This is a genomic window from Clostridium sp. JN-1 (assembly GCF_003718715.1).
Taxonomy (GTDB): Bacteria; Bacillota; Clostridia; order Clostridiales; family Clostridiaceae; genus Clostridium_AV.
Genome location: NZ_CP033465.1, coordinates 516,937 through 534,206, shown reverse-complemented (window position 1 = coordinate 534,206; position 17,270 = coordinate 516,937). Strand labels below are relative to the sequence as shown.

General features: G+C 28.8%; 15 protein-coding genes. 1 reads left to right on the top strand and 14 read right to left on the bottom strand.

Annotated features, from left to right (window positions below; genetic code table 11):
* Positions 1–54: 54 nt before the first annotated feature.
* The 6 genes from EBB51_RS02595 to dnaG all read right to left on the bottom strand — a co-directional run bounded on the left by EBB51_RS02595 (position 55) and on the right by dnaG (position 6,257).
* Positions 55–771 (bottom strand): C4-type zinc ribbon domain-containing protein, encoded by a 717-nt coding sequence (locus EBB51_RS02595; RefSeq protein ID WP_123053019.1) that lies wholly within the window; start codon positions 769–771, stop codon positions 55–57.
* Between the two features lie 124 nt (positions 772–895).
* Positions 896–1,711 carry a Nif3-like dinuclear metal center hexameric protein gene (locus tag EBB51_RS02590; protein ID WP_123053018.1) on the bottom strand — a complete coding sequence of 272 codons (816 nt, stop codon included), beginning with the start codon at positions 1,709–1,711 and terminating at the stop codon, positions 896–898.
* Positions 1,702–2,391 (bottom strand): class I SAM-dependent methyltransferase, encoded by a 690-nt coding sequence (locus EBB51_RS02585; RefSeq protein WP_123053017.1) that lies wholly within the window; start codon positions 2,389–2,391, stop codon positions 1,702–1,704. The genes EBB51_RS02590 and EBB51_RS02585 overlap by 10 nt, the downstream gene beginning before the upstream one ends.
* A 27-nt stretch (positions 2,392–2,418) precedes the next feature.
* Positions 2,419–3,306 (bottom strand): PH domain-containing protein, encoded by an 888-nt coding sequence (locus tag EBB51_RS02580; RefSeq protein ID WP_123053016.1) that lies wholly within the window; start codon positions 3,304–3,306, stop codon positions 2,419–2,421.
* Positions 3,307–3,393: 87 nt separating this feature from the next.
* Positions 3,394–4,485: an RNA polymerase sigma factor RpoD gene (gene rpoD / locus EBB51_RS02575; protein ID WP_123053015.1), complete on the bottom strand. Its 1,092-nt coding sequence runs from the start codon at positions 4,483–4,485 to the stop codon at positions 3,394–3,396.
* Positions 4,485–6,257 (bottom strand): DNA primase, encoded by a 1,773-nt coding sequence (gene dnaG / locus EBB51_RS02570; RefSeq protein WP_123053014.1) that lies wholly within the window; start codon positions 6,255–6,257, stop codon positions 4,485–4,487. Before dnaG ends, rpoD begins: the two co-directional genes overlap by 1 nt.
* A gap of 336 nt (positions 6,258–6,593) precedes the next feature.
* On the opposite strand from dnaG, the gene EBB51_RS02565 reads away from it, so the two are divergent.
* Complete coding sequence (locus EBB51_RS02565) at positions 6,594–7,664, top strand: CotS family spore coat protein (RefSeq protein WP_123053013.1); 1,071 nt, start codon at positions 6,594–6,596, stop codon at positions 7,662–7,664.
* Positions 7,665–7,704: 40 nt separating this feature from the next.
* Here EBB51_RS02565 and ppdK read toward each other — a convergent pair whose 3' ends face one another.
* From ppdK to EBB51_RS02525, 8 genes are all read right to left on the bottom strand, one after another.
* Positions 7,705–10,338 (bottom strand): pyruvate, phosphate dikinase, encoded by a 2,634-nt coding sequence (ppdK, locus tag EBB51_RS02560; RefSeq protein WP_123053012.1) that lies wholly within the window; start codon positions 10,336–10,338, stop codon positions 7,705–7,707.
* Between the two features lie 66 nt (positions 10,339–10,404).
* Positions 10,405–11,046 (bottom strand): helix-turn-helix transcriptional regulator, encoded by a 642-nt coding sequence (locus EBB51_RS02555; RefSeq protein WP_123053011.1) that lies wholly within the window; start codon positions 11,044–11,046, stop codon positions 10,405–10,407.
* A 307-nt stretch (positions 11,047–11,353) separates the two neighbouring features.
* Complete coding sequence (locus tag EBB51_RS02550) at positions 11,354–11,983, bottom strand: DUF4342 domain-containing protein (RefSeq protein ID WP_123053010.1); 630 nt, start codon at positions 11,981–11,983, stop codon at positions 11,354–11,356.
* A gap of 57 nt (positions 11,984–12,040) precedes the next feature.
* Positions 12,041–12,790 carry a DNA repair protein RecO gene (recO, locus tag EBB51_RS02545; protein WP_123053009.1) on the bottom strand — a complete coding sequence of 250 codons (750 nt, stop codon included), beginning with the start codon at positions 12,788–12,790 and terminating at the stop codon, positions 12,041–12,043.
* Positions 12,791–12,831: 41 nt separating this feature from the next.
* Complete coding sequence (gene era, locus EBB51_RS02540) at positions 12,832–13,713, bottom strand: GTPase Era (protein WP_123053008.1); 882 nt, start codon at positions 13,711–13,713, stop codon at positions 12,832–12,834.
* Positions 13,714–13,869: 156 nt separating this feature from the next.
* Positions 13,870–14,574 (bottom strand): diacylglycerol kinase, encoded by a 705-nt coding sequence (locus tag EBB51_RS02535; protein WP_123053007.1) that lies wholly within the window; start codon positions 14,572–14,574, stop codon positions 13,870–13,872.
* 34 nt (positions 14,575–14,608) lie between these two features.
* A complete protein-coding gene (gene ybeY, locus EBB51_RS02530) occupies positions 14,609–15,109 on the bottom strand; it encodes an rRNA maturation RNase YbeY (protein WP_123053006.1) in 501 nt (166 codons plus the stop codon).
* 11 nt (positions 15,110–15,120) lie between these two features.
* Positions 15,121–17,235, bottom strand: coding sequence for an HD family phosphohydrolase (locus EBB51_RS02525; RefSeq protein WP_123053005.1), 2,115 nt, complete (start codon positions 17,233–17,235; stop codon positions 15,121–15,123).
* Between the last annotated feature and the right edge of the window lie 35 nt (positions 17,236–17,270).

The following is a 17,270-nucleotide window of genomic DNA, read 5'->3' as shown; positions in this document are numbered from 1 at the left end:
TAAATCAATTACAAATGAAATTTTTACCACAAAATTTCACTGACTGTTATCTTACTATTTTGCATCATTATAATATATTATTCTTCCGCAGTTATCACAATAAACTATTTTTTCACCTTTTTTTATATAATCTATAGTTAATGAAGATACTTTCATTCTGCATGCTGAACAAGTATGTTTGTTTAATTCACCAGCACCTATTCCTGTTAGATTAAATATTTTATTGAATTCTTTTAGAAGTTCCTTTGGAAGAACACTTTCTATTTTACTTATGGACTCTGTATTTTTTATAATACCACTTTTGGCATCATTTAATTTCTCATTGGCAGCTTTTTTATAGTTATAAAAACTATCTTTAAACTCAGATAACTTAGATCTAAACTTTTCAATATCTAAACTCAACTTTTCCTCTTCTTCAAGTAATTCCAAAGACTTATCATCTAAAGATTTCATATTTTCCTCTTTAGTGCTAATTTCATTTTGAAGTGCATTTATAAATTTCAAATCACATCCTGCATAATTGTATAGTTTAAACTTTAATTCCTCTAATTCCTTCTTTGACCTCACCAATTCTTCATTTGTTTTCTTATAATTAAGCCTCACTTTTTCTATTTCACTAACTTTTTGTTTAAACTTACCCTTATTTTTTTCAAATTCTACTTTCATCTTTTTTAACGTAGATATATATGAGTTATCCTTAAGTACACCATTATATCTTTTTATTGCTTCCCTATTTTTTTGAACTTCTAAAAGTAACTTTAATGAATCCATAAATTTATCCTCCTAAAATAGCACGATTTTTATTTATATTAAAATAGTTAATATTGTATTTGCGGGCTTAAAATCTTATATAAACTTATAAAAAAATAGAAATGAGAATTTTGCATACTCATTCCTACTTATATTTATATGGATCTTTATTTGTTTTTGATAATAAAACAGAATTTTTAAACCCTTTAAATTCTATTACATTTTTGAGCCATCTAGCAAATACTTCTATTCCAGCCCATTCAGTTCCAAAGTGTCCTGCATCTATTACAGCAATACCTTCTTCCGCAAAATCACTCACATAATGATATGATGTATCACCAGTTATTATACAATCTGCTCCCATTTTCCTAGCATTTTCAAAATAGCTCTGTCCACTTCCATTTATAACTGCTAGTTTTTTAATTAACTTAGCTTCATTTCCACAAAACCTTAAGTATGGTACATTCAAACACATTTTTACTTTATCACATAACTCTAATAGCATAATAGGCTCACTAATATCGCCAATTCTACCTATACCAGAAACTTCATCATCATCTGTTCTAAACGGGGAAGGATCTATAGTTTTACAATTAGTTAAATCTAAAAGACCTGCTATTATATCATTAATTCCACCTCTTACAGAATCCAGGTTTGTATGACTTGAATATAAATTTATATTATTTTTTATTAAGCTTATTATTTTCTTACCTAAAAGAGTATCTGTAGTTATGCTGGATGGTTTTTTAAATAATAATGGATGATGCGTCAATATAAGATTACACTTCTTTTGTATGGCTTCATTAATAACAGACATAGTACAATCTAAAGCTACAAGTATAGAAGTTACTTCACAATTTTTATCACCAACCATAAGTCCAACATTATCATAGCTCTCCTTGAATTTTGAAGGTACATGTTCTTCCATTATATTGCTTATATCCATTACTTTTAAAGACATATTAATATTTCCTCCAATTTTCGAATTTTATTTTTTATTTCATGTTTTCTTTCTAAAGCTAAATCGCTAGTATCTTTTATATTTTCAAGTATTGTCTTATATCTATTAATTTTTGCCAAAATAAATTTTTTTATATCAGGATGATTAATATCTATTAATTTTTTACTTACTTCATAAAATATTTCATCTACAATCTTAGGTTTGTTATCATATACTATTTTTATTATCTCATAAAATTTATTTTCGTCAATACATAAGTTTTCATCTAATATTTTATATCCCTTTTTATAAATATACTCTCTTAGAATTTCTGGGTTTTGAACAGGCTGCAGTACAACAAAGTTTGCATTTTTAAAAACTTCTAATCCCTGTTCTAAAATATCCCTTATTAAATTTCCACCCATTCCAGCAATTATAATACCTTGAACTTCTCCTGGCTTTAACTTATTCAATCCATTACCTAATCTACATTCTATTTTATCTTTCAAATTATAAGAATTTATATTAATTTGAGCTTTATGAAGCGGTCCCTTATTTATATCACAAGCTACTGCAGTTTCACATATATTGTTTTTTATAAGATATATAGGAACATATCCATGATCAGTGCCTATATCAGCAGCACAATGACATTTGTCAACCATCATTGCAACAGTTTTCAATCTATTACTCAATTCCATAATTAGTTACTCTCCATTCCCTTTACTTCATATAAATCTACTCAGTATTCTAATTTGCACTACAAGAAAAAATGATGATAATATAAGTGGTATATAAATAAACTTATATACGGACTTTCTATCATATCTTGCATACAAGTACGCTGCATTGTACATACAAAATAGTACTGCCATATTGAGTAAGCCATAAAACATCTGTTTAAATGCAAATTGTTTATTAGTACCAAACTCTACTGCTATAAAATTAGAATTAAAACTTAAAGGCATTTTATTTGGAAGTCTATTATTTAAATATAGAATTATTGGATTAAATGTAATCACAAGTACAACTACAGCCACTATTAAAAATGGTATAAAAAATTTTTTATCTTTATAAAGGTTTATATTTTTATTAGGTTTATATTCCCAATCCATCTCATATATATTTTTATTATTCAGCTGCAATTTAAAATCATTAAAGTTTTCCGGTGATAATCCATAATTTGCATCATCTGTCTTTAGGTAAATAACATTTTTAGTAGATGTAACAAACATATATGTAGAGCCTATTTTTTTTATTATGGCTCTTCCAATTGCAAAATGATTTTTACCATATCCAGATAATTTAATTCCTTTTATATGCCCTGATTCTTGCTTATATCCTTTTATATCTTTAAAAGGTATAGTTAAATTTTTTAATCCAAATGAACCTTTAATATAAATATTATAATCATCAATCGAGTATTCTAGGGAACTATAAATAAGTATATAGTATATTTGATACAAATTAAAAACTATTATAGTAATCTTTAGTAAGGTAGATATCTCATATGAATTTACTATAAATAATAATGTTATAATCAACAAATCATATACTGCAGTAATTCCAAGTATAGATAATACTCCATGACCTTTAGTTGATTTATAGTTTTTCACACCATCACCTTCTTTTTCTCATTATACCATAATTCCATATACATAAAAAAAGAGAAAACTTTAAAAGTTTCTCTTCTTATTATTCATTTAATCTAAATAATCTTTTAATTTTTTACTTCTACTTGGATGTCTTAATTTTCTTAGTGCTTTTGCTTCTATCTGTCTTATCCTCTCTCTAGTTACATTGAACTCTTTTCCAACTTCTTCAAGTGTTCTTGCTCTTCCATCATCCAATCCAAATCTAAGTCTTAATACTTTTTCTTCTCTTGGAGTCAATGTATCCAAAACATTTATAAGTTGTTCTTTTAACATTGTAAAAGCTGCTGCTTCTGCTGGTGCCGGCGCCTCATCATCTGGTATAAAATCTCCAAGATGACTATCCTCTTCCTCGCCTATCGGTGTTTCCAAGGATACTGGCTCTTGAGCTATTTTCATTATTTCTCTTACTTTATCTACAGGCATCTCCATAATCTTTGCTATTTCTTCTGGCTGAGGTTCTCTACCTAATTCTTGAAGCAGCTGTCTTGAAACCCTCACTAATTTATTTATGGTTTCAACCATGTGTACAGGTATTCTTATAGTCCTAGCTTGATCTGCTATTGCTCTAGTTATTGCCTGTCTTATCCACCATGTAGCATAGGTACTGAACTTATATCCTTTCCTATAATCAAATTTTTCAACAGCCTTTATGAGACCTAAATTTCCTTCTTGAATTAAATCCAAGAATAACATTCCTCTTCCAACATATCTCTTTGCAATACTTACAACAAGTCTTAAATTGGCCTCAGCTAGCTTCTTTTTAGCAGCCAATTCACCATTTTCAATTCTTTGTGCTAATTCAACTTCTTGTTCAGGATAAAGTAATGGTACTTTACCTATTTCTTTTAAATACATCCTAACTGGATCATCTATCGCAATGCCTTCAGGTACAGATAAATCTAATTTTTTTTCATCAGCTTCAGCTTCAGCTTGATGTATATCACCAGTAACTTCTATATTCATAGATTCTAATATTTCGTATATTTTTTCAATTTGCTCTGGACTCAAGTCTATTTCATCTAGTTCATCTATTATCTCTTTATAAGTCAAAGTGCCATTTTTTTTACCTTTTTCTATAAGTTTTTTAACTATTTTCATCTTTGCACTTTTATCTTTCATTTTTTTTCCTCCTTCAGCCATTACCGTATACCACCAATCTTTTTTTGTATTTCTATAAGTTTTTGTGCTAATTCTAGGGATTCCTGAATTTCACCATTTTTTTCACATTGTTTTATTTTATTTATAATATAATTTTTGCTCTTCTTAAGCTTAAACTTTTTGATAATATTTATATAATCATTTATAATATCTTTATACTCACTTTTATCATATACTATTTTTAAATCTAATATGTTTATCCACTCTTTTTCTGTGTCTAATTCATTACATCTAAGTTCTATACGTCTTTCTTTTTCTCCTTCTTCATATTGTATATTTTGCACGATATAATCGTACACTTTTTTATGACTTTCAAGTATAAATTCATCCTTACTAAAATTTTGAACTATATATTGAAATGATTCATTATCTTCAAGCATAAACTTTAAGATCCATCTTTCTGCCTTTAAATATGCAGGCTCTAAATATAATTTTTGTCCAAAATTATTGTCAATATTCATATTTTCTTGTTTTCTTACATTTTTTTGGAAACTACTGTTTAACATATCGTATAATGCCTGTTCACGAATCTTAGTTTGTTCCGATAACTTTTTAATATATACACCTTTTTCTATAGGATCTAATCCATTAAGAACTTCTAAAACCTTCTCAGAATACGATACAACATCTTGAGATTTATTGAAATCAAACTTTTGTTTTATCCTATCTATTTTATAATCTATAAGTGACATCGATGTATCCACAAGTTCCAAAAACTTATCCTTACCATTATTCCTTACAAACTCATCTGGATCTTTACCCTGTGGAATAATTAAAACTTTTACATCCAATCCAGCTTCTTTAAGTATTTCAATACCTCTCATTGTAGCCATTTGCCCTGCACTATCTGCATCATAAGAAATTATAACCTTATCAGCATACTTTTTTATAAGTCGTGCTTGCTCTAACGTAAGAGACGTCCCCAACGAAGCAACTACATTACTCACACCATATTGGCATAATGATATGCAGTCCATATATCCTTCTACTATAATAAGTGTCCTATTTACATTATTTTTTATAGCAAAATTCAATCCATAAAGATTTATGCCTTTCTTAAACAAAGCTGTTTCTGGTGAATTCAAATATTTAGGTTTTGAATCATCCATAACCCTTCCACCAAATCCAATAACTCTGCCTCTATAATCAAAAACTGGAAACATTATTCTATTTCTAAATCTATCATAATAAGACCCCTTTTGACCTTTAATTATGAGGCCAGCTTCCAGCATATCTAATTCTGTAAATCCTTTAATTTTTAAATGATTAATTGTGTTATGCCAACCAACAAGCGAATAACCTAATCCAAACTTTCTAATAGTATATTCAGTTATTCCTCTATTGAACAAATATTGTTTAGCTAATTTATTTTTTTGGAGGCAATTAAAAAAATATCGAGCAGTTTCTATATTTATTTTATATAATTTTTGAAATGATCTTTTTTGTGAATTACTGCCCTTATTTTTAAATTGTATATCTATATTAGCCCTATCTGCCAAAGATTCTACTGCTTCTGGAAAAGTTAAATTCCTAGTTTTCATAACAAAAGTTATTACATTGCCTGCCTCACCACAGCCAAAACACTTATAGATTTGTTTATCTATAGACACGCTAAAGGATGGTGTCTTCTCATTATGAAATGGACACAATCCAATATAATTTTTTCCAGACCTTTTTAATTTTACAGTTTCAGATATAACATCAACTATATCATTTGAATACTTTACTTTTTCAACGACATCTTCCGATATCAATAAACATTCCCACCTATCATATTTTATTGTACAAGAATTAATATATTCGACATAAGTTACTATATTCCTTCTAAATAAATATATATTTTTTGCAAAGATTATAATATATTATCATATTCTATACAAATTTTAAATTTCCTTTTTTATTTAAATTCAATTGTTATTTTTCCCATTTAGCAATAAAAAATATTCTCATATTTAAATATTAAATTATAAAACTTATGTTTTATGTAATTCTATATTAATAACAAAAACTCCTTTTTTAATATTAATGTATATTGTAAAAAGTTTTTTAATATTATTATAATAAGATAGCTTTTTAAGGAGTGTTATTTAATGCCCTATTCAGTTGCAAAACACAATAATTGTAATCTGTTATCTGAAGAAAATGCGAGGAAATATGTGCTTCCCTATTATAACCTTGAATATGCAGATATAAAAAGGGTTAAGTTTAAGAATACAGATAAACAAAGAGCTGTTTACAAAGTAACTAATTTAGATCAAAACTATTGTTTAAAAAAAGTTTACTTTTCAAAAGAAGATTTACTTTTTGTATATTCTGCAGTAGAGTGGTTATTTCGATATGGCATAAAAGTTCCCAGAATATTAGCCACAAAAGAAAACAGCAGATTTGTAAACTATAGTAACATGCTATTTATTTTGACTCCATGGATAGATGGTGATAAATGCAATTATGATAATAAAGAACAGATTTTATCATCTATATATAATCTGTCACTTATTCATAACATATGTAAAAACTTTACTCCAATTGAAGGAAGCTTTATACGCAAAAACTTTAACGACATCTATTCGTCAATAAAAAAGCACTTTGAACAACTTTTGAATTGTTCTAATTTGGCGTTTAATTATAAAGATAAATTTTCAAAAGAATTTTTGCAGCACTTTGATATAAACTTAACTCTAGCAAAGATTTCTCTTACAACAGCTGCTTCTATTTGCAATGATAACTTAAGTATTTCTCTATGCCATCTTGATTATGTAAATAAAAATATTATTTTTGGCACGGATGGTAACATTTGGACAATTGATTTTGATAAATGCTCTCTTGATTATTGTACTCATGATATTTCATATTTTTTAAGAAGGTTGTTAAGAAGAGATGCTACAAATTGGAATACTGACCTCACGATAGAGTGTCTTGAATTATATGAGAAAGTTCATCCTTTGAATTTTAATGAATACAAATATATTTTATCTTACTTATCTTTTCCTCAAAAGTTTTGGAAATTATCAAGAGATTACTACAATAATATAAAAAAATGTAATCACAATTCATTTTTTTATTTATTAAAAAAAGCCGTTGAAAATGATGTGGATCAATTAAATTTTTCATTAAAGTTTAGTAAGTATATAGAAAATAAGTTTAACATTGAAATAACTTAAAAGGTATCGTTGATTTTAAATCGACGATACCTTTTCTTGTTTATTTCCTTGGATTCTTTATCTGAGCTTGTGCTGCTGAAAGTCTTGCAATTGGAACTCTAAATGGTGAACATGATACATAGTCAAGTCCAGCATTATGACAGAACTCAACAGATGAAGGATCTCCACCATGTTCTCCGCAAATTCCAAGCTGTATGTTCGGTCTTGTTGATTTTCCTAGTTCAACAGCCATCTTTACTAATTTACCAACTCCAACTTGGTCAATTCTTTGGAATGGATCAAATTCATATATCTTTTTATCATAATAATCTTTTAAGAATTTACCTGCATCATCCCTTGAGAATCCAAATGTCATTTGTGTTAAATCATTTGTTCCAAATGAGAAGAATTCTGCTTCCTCTGCTATTTTATCTGCAGTAAGTGCTGCTCTAGGTATTTCTATCATTGTACCTACTTCATACTTCATATCTATACCAGATTCTTTTATTATTTGATTTGCAACATTTACTACTACATCCTTTACAAACTTTAATTCCTTAACTTCTCCAACCAGCGGAATCATTATTTCTGGTTTTATATCATATCCTTTTCTCTTCTTGACATCTATTGCAGCTTCTATAATTGCTCTTGTCTGCATTTCTGCTATTTCTGGATAAGATACAGTAAGTCTGCATCCCCTATGTCCCATCATTGGATTGAACTCATGTAATGATTCAACAGTTGCTTTTAACTCTTCAAAAGTTATTCCCATTTCTTTCGCTAAATTCTTTATGTCTTCATTATCAGAAGGTAAAAATTCATGTAGTGGTGGATCCAAAAATCTTATAGTTACTGGTTTGCCTTCCATAGCCTCATAAATTCCTATAAAGTCTTCTTTTTGCATTGGCAATATCTTTTCCAAAGCTTTTCTTCTCTGTTCTTCAGTTTTTGAAACTATCATTTCTCTAACAGCTGGTATTCTGTCTTCATCAAAAAACATATGTTCAGTTCTGCAAAGACCTATTCCCTGTGCTCCAAATTTAACAGCTTGAGCTGCATCTTTTGGAGTATCAGCATTAGTTCTAACCTTTAATACTCTTATATCATCAGCCCATTCCATAAATGTTCCAAAGTATCCACTTACTTTAGGTTCTACAGTTTTTATCGCTTGTCCATATACATTACCTGTACTTCCATCAAGTGATATATAATCTCCTTCGTGATACGTATTCCCTGAAACTTCAAATACCTTCAAATCTTCATTTATATTTATATCACCACAGCCTGCTACACAGCAAGTTCCCATACCTCTTGCAACAACTGCTGCATGTGAAGTCATTCCGCCTCTTACAGTAAGTATACCTTCGGATGAAACCATTCCTTCTATGTCTTCAGGTGAAGTTTCTAATCTTACCAGTATTACTTTTTCACCTTTGTCGTGGTGAGCTTTTGCCGATTCTGCAGTAAAATAAACCTTACCGCAAGCAGCTCCTGGTGAAGCTGCAAGACCCTTTGCTATTATTTTAGACTTTTTTAATTCACCTTCATCAAAGTTTGGGTGGAGCAGTGCATCCAATTGTTTAGGATCAACTTTTAATATTGCTTGTTCTTTAGTTATAAGACCTTCATTTACCATATCTACAGCTATTTTCAATGCAGCTTGAGCTGTTCTCTTACCATTCCTAGTCTGTAAGAAATATAGTTTTCCTTGTTCTATAGTAAATTCCATGTCTTGCATATCCGCATAATGTTCTTCTAATTTTTTAGCTATCTTAATAAACTGTTCATAACATTCTGGCAAATCTTCTTTTAACTTTGTTATTTCCTGAGGAGTTCTAATACCTGCCACAACATCCTCACCTTGAGCATTTATTAAATACTCTCCAAATATAGCATTTTCACCATTTGCAGGATTTCTTGTAAAAGCAACTCCCGTCCCAGATGTATCTCCCATATTTCCAAATACCATTGATTGAACGTTAACAGCAGTTCCCCAATCCCCTGGTATATCGTTTAATCTTCTATATACATTAGCTCTTGGATTATCCCATGATCTAAATACAGCTGTAATGGCTTCAATAAGCTGTTCTTTTGGATCTTGTGGAAAGTCCTTACCAAGCTCATTTTTGTACAATACTTTGTATTGTTTTACTACTTCCTTCAAATCTGATGCACTAAGTTCTGTATCAAACTTAACTCCTTTTAAATCTTTTAATTTATCAAGTATATCCTCAAATTTTCTCTTTTCAACTCCCATAACAACATCTGAAAACATTTGTATAAACCTTCTATAGGAGTCGTATGCAAACCTTTCATTATTAGTTAACTTTGATAACGCTTCCACAGTATGATCATTTAAACCTAGATTTAATATAGTATCCATCATTCCAGGCATTGATACCCTAGCTCCAGATCTTACCGAAACTAACAGTGGATTTTCCATATTTCCAAACTTTTTATTAGTTGATTTTTCAAGTTCAGACATTGCATCATAAATTTGTTCAAGTATATCTTTTCCTAACTTTTTTTCATCTTGATAATATCTAGTACATGCTTCTGTTGTTACAGTAAACCCCTGCGGAACTGTTATCCCCAAATTAGTCATTTCTGCAAGATTAGCACCTTTACCCCCCAGTAAATTTCTCATGCTTGCATTTCCTTCACTAAAAAGATAAATATATTTTTTGCCCTTCATAAGAAAACATCCCTTCGTATTATTTTTTATAAGTTAAGTAAGGCAAAAGGATTTTATCAATTTACCTTACTTATTACTTCCCATTTTTACAAGTAATCTAGTCACATTGGTTTTAGAAACTTTGCCAACAATTTTTAGACACTCTTTCTTACCATCAGATACTTTTTCAACTACAGGAAGGCTGTCAACTTCATGCTCTATAATTTTCTGTGCCGCAGAGTAAATTATATCATCTTTTTCAACAAAAACTATATTCGGCATTCTAGTCATTATTATGCCTACAGGAACTTTGTGCATATCGGTTCCCCCCATAGCTATCTTTAAAAAATCTTTTCTAGAAACAGCACCAGTAAGTGATCCATCATTTTCTACAAACAGCGTACCTACATCATTTAAAAACAAATGGACTATTGCATCATATACTGTAGTGTTTTCATCTACAATCACAGGTTTTGACATTACATCATTTACTTTTATGTTCCTTATATAATCATATACTAAACTATAAGAGGGTTTACGTGAATATATATATCCAACTTTAGGTTTTGCATCCAAAATTCCAGTCATAGTCAGTATAGCTAAATCAGGCCTCAATGCTGCTCTTGTAACACCTAAGTTAGATGCTAACTTTTCACTAGTTATTGGTTCATTTTCTTTTACTAATTTTATTATTTGTTCTTGCCTTGATGTTAACTTAATAGTATTCACCCTCTTTCCTAAGTAAACTAATAACAACATTCTATAAATTCTTAACATATGATTTATAGCTTACTTAAAGTTATTATATCACTATATATTAATAAATAGTATATCACTTTCCATTTTTAAATATAATTTTATTAAATGTTTCTTATTTGTCAAAGTTGTTTTTCAATTAAATTGTTTTTCTGCATACAATATTACCATATATTAAAGTATTATTAGAATATTATTAAATATCTTAATACCTTAATAATATCAAACAAAACAAAAGTCAGCATAAACATTAATTTACTGACTTTTATTTTAAAATATATTATTGATCTTCTTTATCCGCATCTTTTTCTGTTTTTTCGTCCGTATCTTTTTCTGCTTTTTCGTCATCATTTTTATCTATATCATCAAATTTAACTGTGTATTGATAAATATTTTCCTCATCATTATTTTTATCTTTATGATGAAACTTTTCTTTTACATTTTCCTTCACAGAAACTGCTGCATCAACAACCTTATCTTTTACGTCTGTAACATTTGATCTTATATTTTTATTTACTATTTCAACTGTACCATCGCTTTTAGTAATTTCTATAGTTATTCTTGTGACAACAGCAGTTAGTATGCCAATTGCAATAAGCGGCGGCCATATCAATACTGTCAAACTAGCTGCTATACCTGCATTAACTGGTATATCAACTACAGTCTTATCATCTTTTTTTATCTTTATTCTATTTACATTACCCTTATTAACTATATCCTTTATCCAACTTAAAAACTCGTCTTTAGTTGTATATATGTTATCCATGGTAGATTTCTTGTTTTGCTCCATATAAATTAATGCATCAACAATGTTTCCATCACAAGCTTCTAATGCTTTTTTTGCTTCTGCATAACTTGCCCCTGTTCTCTCTCTCACAACGTCAATTTTCTCCAAAGTTATTTCGCTCATTTATTTCACTCCTTATATTTGAATTTTTAAAGTACCTTTACCTTATTTATAATTTTATTATTTTAAAAAGTTTGTCAAACTATTCAGTGTGTTCAAGCTTTTAGGCTTTCTAAAATAACTTTGTTCTATAAAGACTTTTAGGATCTTGTAAACTTCATCTTTTATTTTCTTTGATAAATTTAATTTATATGTGTTCTCTAATGGTATTTTATATAAGTACTTAATAGCATTATATGTTGCAAAGTCCACATAGGCACCACTATATTTATTACAATCTTCACATACTCCTCCAAAGTATTGGAAGTTGATATAATTAGAAGAATTAATTTGTTTTTTGCAAATACAGCAGTTTTCTAAATTTAAAGCATATCCTGTACACTTTAAAACTTTTACTTCAAAAGCTCTTGCCAAAGTTTCTATATCAACTGCCTTATTTTTAAGCAGATAAAGTGCTATAACAAGGTACCTAAAAAGTTGTGCATTGCTTTCTTCATCATCCATAGATATATCAACAAGTTCACAAAAGTATGAAGCATATGTTAATGTATCCAAATCATCAAGTAAGTCTTGAAATGAATTTATTATCAAACTTTCATTTATAACATAAAAGTTTCTAGCTTTATGAACTATATAATCACCATAACAAAATTGAAGTGTAGTAGAAAATAAATTACTTTTAAGTCTTTTTACTCCTTTTGCAATAGTAGAGATTTTCCCCAGCTTCTCACTAAATAGCCATACTAATTTATCTTTTTCCTTTATATCCTGAGTTTTAATTACTACCGCTCTCGTTTTTATTACAGACAGAAAAACACCCCACTTTGAATAATATACTTAATTTTTATCTATTATTTATACCCAAGTTCTCTTAAAATGTTGGGATTATCCCTCCATTCTTTCTTTACCTTTACCCACAGCTTAAGATAAACTTTTTCATTTAAAAATTTTTCTATATCATGTCTAGAATATGATGATATCTTTTTTAACATCGATCCACCCTTGCCTATTATTATTCCTTTATGTGAATCTTTTTCACACAACAAAGTTGCCTCTATATCATATACATTTTGTTTATCTTTTTTCATAGATATAACTTCTACTGCTATACCATGAGGAACTTCCTGTGAAAGAAGCCTTAATGCTTTTTCCCTTATAATTTCCGATACTATAAATCTTTCTTGTTTATCAGTTATCATATCTTCTGGATAATATTTTGGACCCTCTGGCAAATACTTTACGATAAGTTTTTTTAACTCATCTACATTCTTTCCCTTCATAGCTGATATAGGTATAAATTCCGTAAAATCAAATTCCTTAGCATAATTGGACAGCGCCTTTGCTACATTTTCGCTGGTATTTTCATCTATTTTATTTATAACTAAAAAAATAGGAACTTTACACTTTTTTAACTGTTCTAAAATAAACCTATCTCCTTTGCCAATTTCCTTATCAGGAGTAGTTAAAAATAATATAAGATCAACTTCCTTTATTGAATCTTCTGCTATCTTTATCATGTATTCTCCCAATTTGTGCTTTGGCTTGTGAATTCCTGGAGTATCAACAAATACAATTTGATAGTCTTCTTCCGTTAAAATTGTCTGTATATTGTTTCTAGTAGTCTGAGGTCTGCAAGAAACTATAGATAGCTTCTCACCTATTATTGAATTCATCAATGTAGATTTTCCAACATTAGGTCTTCCTATTATCGTTATAAATCCAGATTTAAACATATAGAGTCTCCTTATCTTTGTAAATCTTTTTAGTAATATACTTATCTTTATTTTTATCCAATATAACATTTATATTCTGTTTATTTTAAGTAAATTATAGCATTACTTTTATATATTTCAATAATTATATTATATAAGAATTTATATTATTTGTAACTACCGAATATAAAATATTCTGAACAAAAGTACCGTCACCAAAGTACCAAATACAGCTCCTACTGTTACTTCAAATACAGAATGTACTTTTGAATCTACTCTACTCTGTGCAACTATAAATGCTAAAATATAGCTTAATATGACAATTACAAGTTCTCCCGTAATAAGCGACATCATAGTAGCTATAGAAAAAGCTATTGTGCTGTGTCCACTTGGCATTCCACCTTTTAAAGGAGTTCCCTCACCAAATATAGCCTTTACAACTATTGTTGCTATACACACAATAACGAGTATTATAAAAATTGCATATGGATTTGTATTTTTAACTTTTTTTATCATAACAAAATTTATATATTTAAGTTTATCCCAAAATATAACATATCCTACAAGTACAGCATTTATAGCTGTAATAAGTACCCCGCCTGCCGCTACATTTTTTGCAAGCTTTATAAGAGGATGGTAGTAATTAGCTGCAGCATCTGCTACAAATTCAACTGCAGTATTCATAAGCTCTGCCACTATTACAATAGTTATTGAAATTGTTACAATTAATAATTCTGTTTTACTTAAGTCATAAAAAAAACAAATAGTTAGAACAATAAGTGCTGCAATCATATGTATTTTCATATTTCTCTGTGTTCTAACTGCATATATTATACCTTCGATAGCATAATTAAAACTATCCCACAATTTTCTAACCTTCATATTATTCTCCACTTTTAAATATATAAAAATTTGATTATCGAGTTATTTTAAATTCTCCAAGTATTTCTTCTTCTCGTCTTCTCATAATCACTTTTTCATTTACTTTCATATGATCATATCCAAGTAAATGAAGTACTGAATGTATTGTAAGATACAGAACCTCTCTTTCAAATGTGTGATTAAATTCTATGCTCTGTTCTTTTGCCCTTTCAAGGGATATAACTATATCTCCAAGCACTAGATTACCATCATCTAAATCAACATCGTCAAATTTATAATTACAATATACATCCTTAAATACTTTTCCTTCTTCATAATTTAACATTGGAAATGAAAGTACATCCGTTGGGCTGTCTATATTTCTATTTTCCCTATTTATTTCACGAATTCCATCATTGTCAGTAAATACAATACTCACTTCACAAGGCAAATTAACTTTTTCAACATTCAATGCATATTCTATAATTTCCTTCATAGATTTTTTAAGTTCATCCGAAGCCTCTATTTTATTTTGCCTATTGTCTATAAAAATCATAAGTACACCCCTCAATTTTCACTTTTATGTTGATTATCAACATTTTTATTGTTATTTTTCTTCCATTTATCTTCTGGATATTCAATCCTATGGTGGTATATTCCACTTAAAACTTTCAAAAATGTCTTTCTTATCTTTGCAATATCTTTCAAAGTTAAATCACAGTCATCTAGTTCCCCTTCATTCAATGTGCCTTTTATAATATTATTTACCATCTCTTCTATTTTACTCTTTGTAGGCTCATTTATCGATCTCACTGCTGCTTCAACTTCGTCAGCAAGCATTATTATACCTGCCTCTTTTGTTTGAGGTATAGGACCTTCATATCTAAAGTTTTCTTCATTAACAAATTCAGGTTTTTCACTTGAATTCTTTGCTGTGATATAAAAGTACTTTACAAGAGAAGTACCATGATGCTGTTTTATAATATCACGTATAACCTTAGGAATATTATACTCCTTAGCTAATTCATCTCCATCTTTAACATGTGAGATAATTATAAGTGCGCTCAAATTAGCAGTTATCTTATCATGAGGATTTTCTTTGCCAGGTTGATTTTCTTTGAAAAAATAAGGTCTTTTTACTTTTCCAATATCATGATAATATGCTGAAGCTCTTGCAAGTACAGGGTTACCTCCTATTTCTTCTGCAGCAACTTCTGCAAGGTTTCCAACTAAAATACTGTGATGATATGTGCCTGGTGCCTCCATTAAAAGTCTTTTGAGTAATGGATTGTTGGGATTAGATAATTCTAAAAGCTTTATTGTAGTCACCACACCAAATACATTTTCAAAAAATGGTAAAAGGCCTATTGTAAGTATTCCTGAAAATATACTTGCTACAGCAGAAAATAACGTTTTCTGCCATACATCAGCTGCATTATTACTTAAAAGAAAACCAGCTGAAAAAGTAAATATACTATTTATTATAGCTATATACATTGAAGAATATAATATATCGTTCCTTTGGTGCATTTTCTTTAAAACTATTGATCCAAGCATAGCATTTATTATAGCTAAAAGTGTTATTTCTACATTGAAGTCAACTACAGAACTTATAAGTATTGAGTTTAATATATTTATAATAAGAGAAACTCTATCATTGACTAGCAGTGTAAATACCATAGGTATACATGAAAGTGGTATCAAAAATGGAGATACTACCGATATACTTCTGGCTAAAAGTATTGATATGCAGCTTAATATATTTATCATTATAAGCCTATTTGTATCATTATAAAATTTATTATAAAATTTATAGATGTATATCCACTCAAGCAATATAATTAAAAGTGTAAAAATTCCAAGGAATACATATATATTTAACTCTGAATGAGAATTGTCATTCAACAATCCTAAACTCTGTAGTATTTCAACTTGATACTTTGTAATTGGTTCTCCTTCTTTTACAATTATCTGGTCCTTCTTTATCATAACAGGTTGTACTTTACGTGCAGCATCTTTTTTCAAATCCTCAGTCTTATCCTTGTCATAAAAAAAGTTAGGTGTTATAAGAGAATATCCTAAATCTACGGATACATCTTTTAAACTTTTAGGTAACTTTGATTCATTTACTTTTAACAATATACTTTCCTGAACTTTTTTAATATCTTCCTGATTGTCCTTTTGACTATTGTCACTTATATTATTATTATCATATATATCAGCCATAACCTTACTTAAAAAATCTTGAACTGTCTTAATGTCATCCTTACTGCTCCTTACAAGATCTAAATAATCTTCATCTGACAAACTTATATCTGCATCACTTTTTAATTTCTGAACCTTATCTTTATCTTCTCCTTGAGCATCTTTTAACTGATCTACTTTTGAAAAAAATGCTGTAATCTTGTCCAAAACTTCATTTTTTATTTCAAGCTTTTTATTATACTGCAGCGGAACAGAATCCATTGCCTGTTGAATTTTGCTTTCAGTAGATATTTCATCCTTTACTTCTCTAGGAGCTTTTATATCTATTCTTGCAATATCACCCTCTTTTAAATTATACTTTTTAGTAACGATCGAAGTTGCAACTATAGAATAAATAAATAAAAAGGTAATAACAAAAATTAAAATTCTATTTATCTTTTGTTTACCAAGAATTTTCTTAAGTGATAAATTACTCATTTCAACCACCTTTTAAAATATACACTATTTTATAT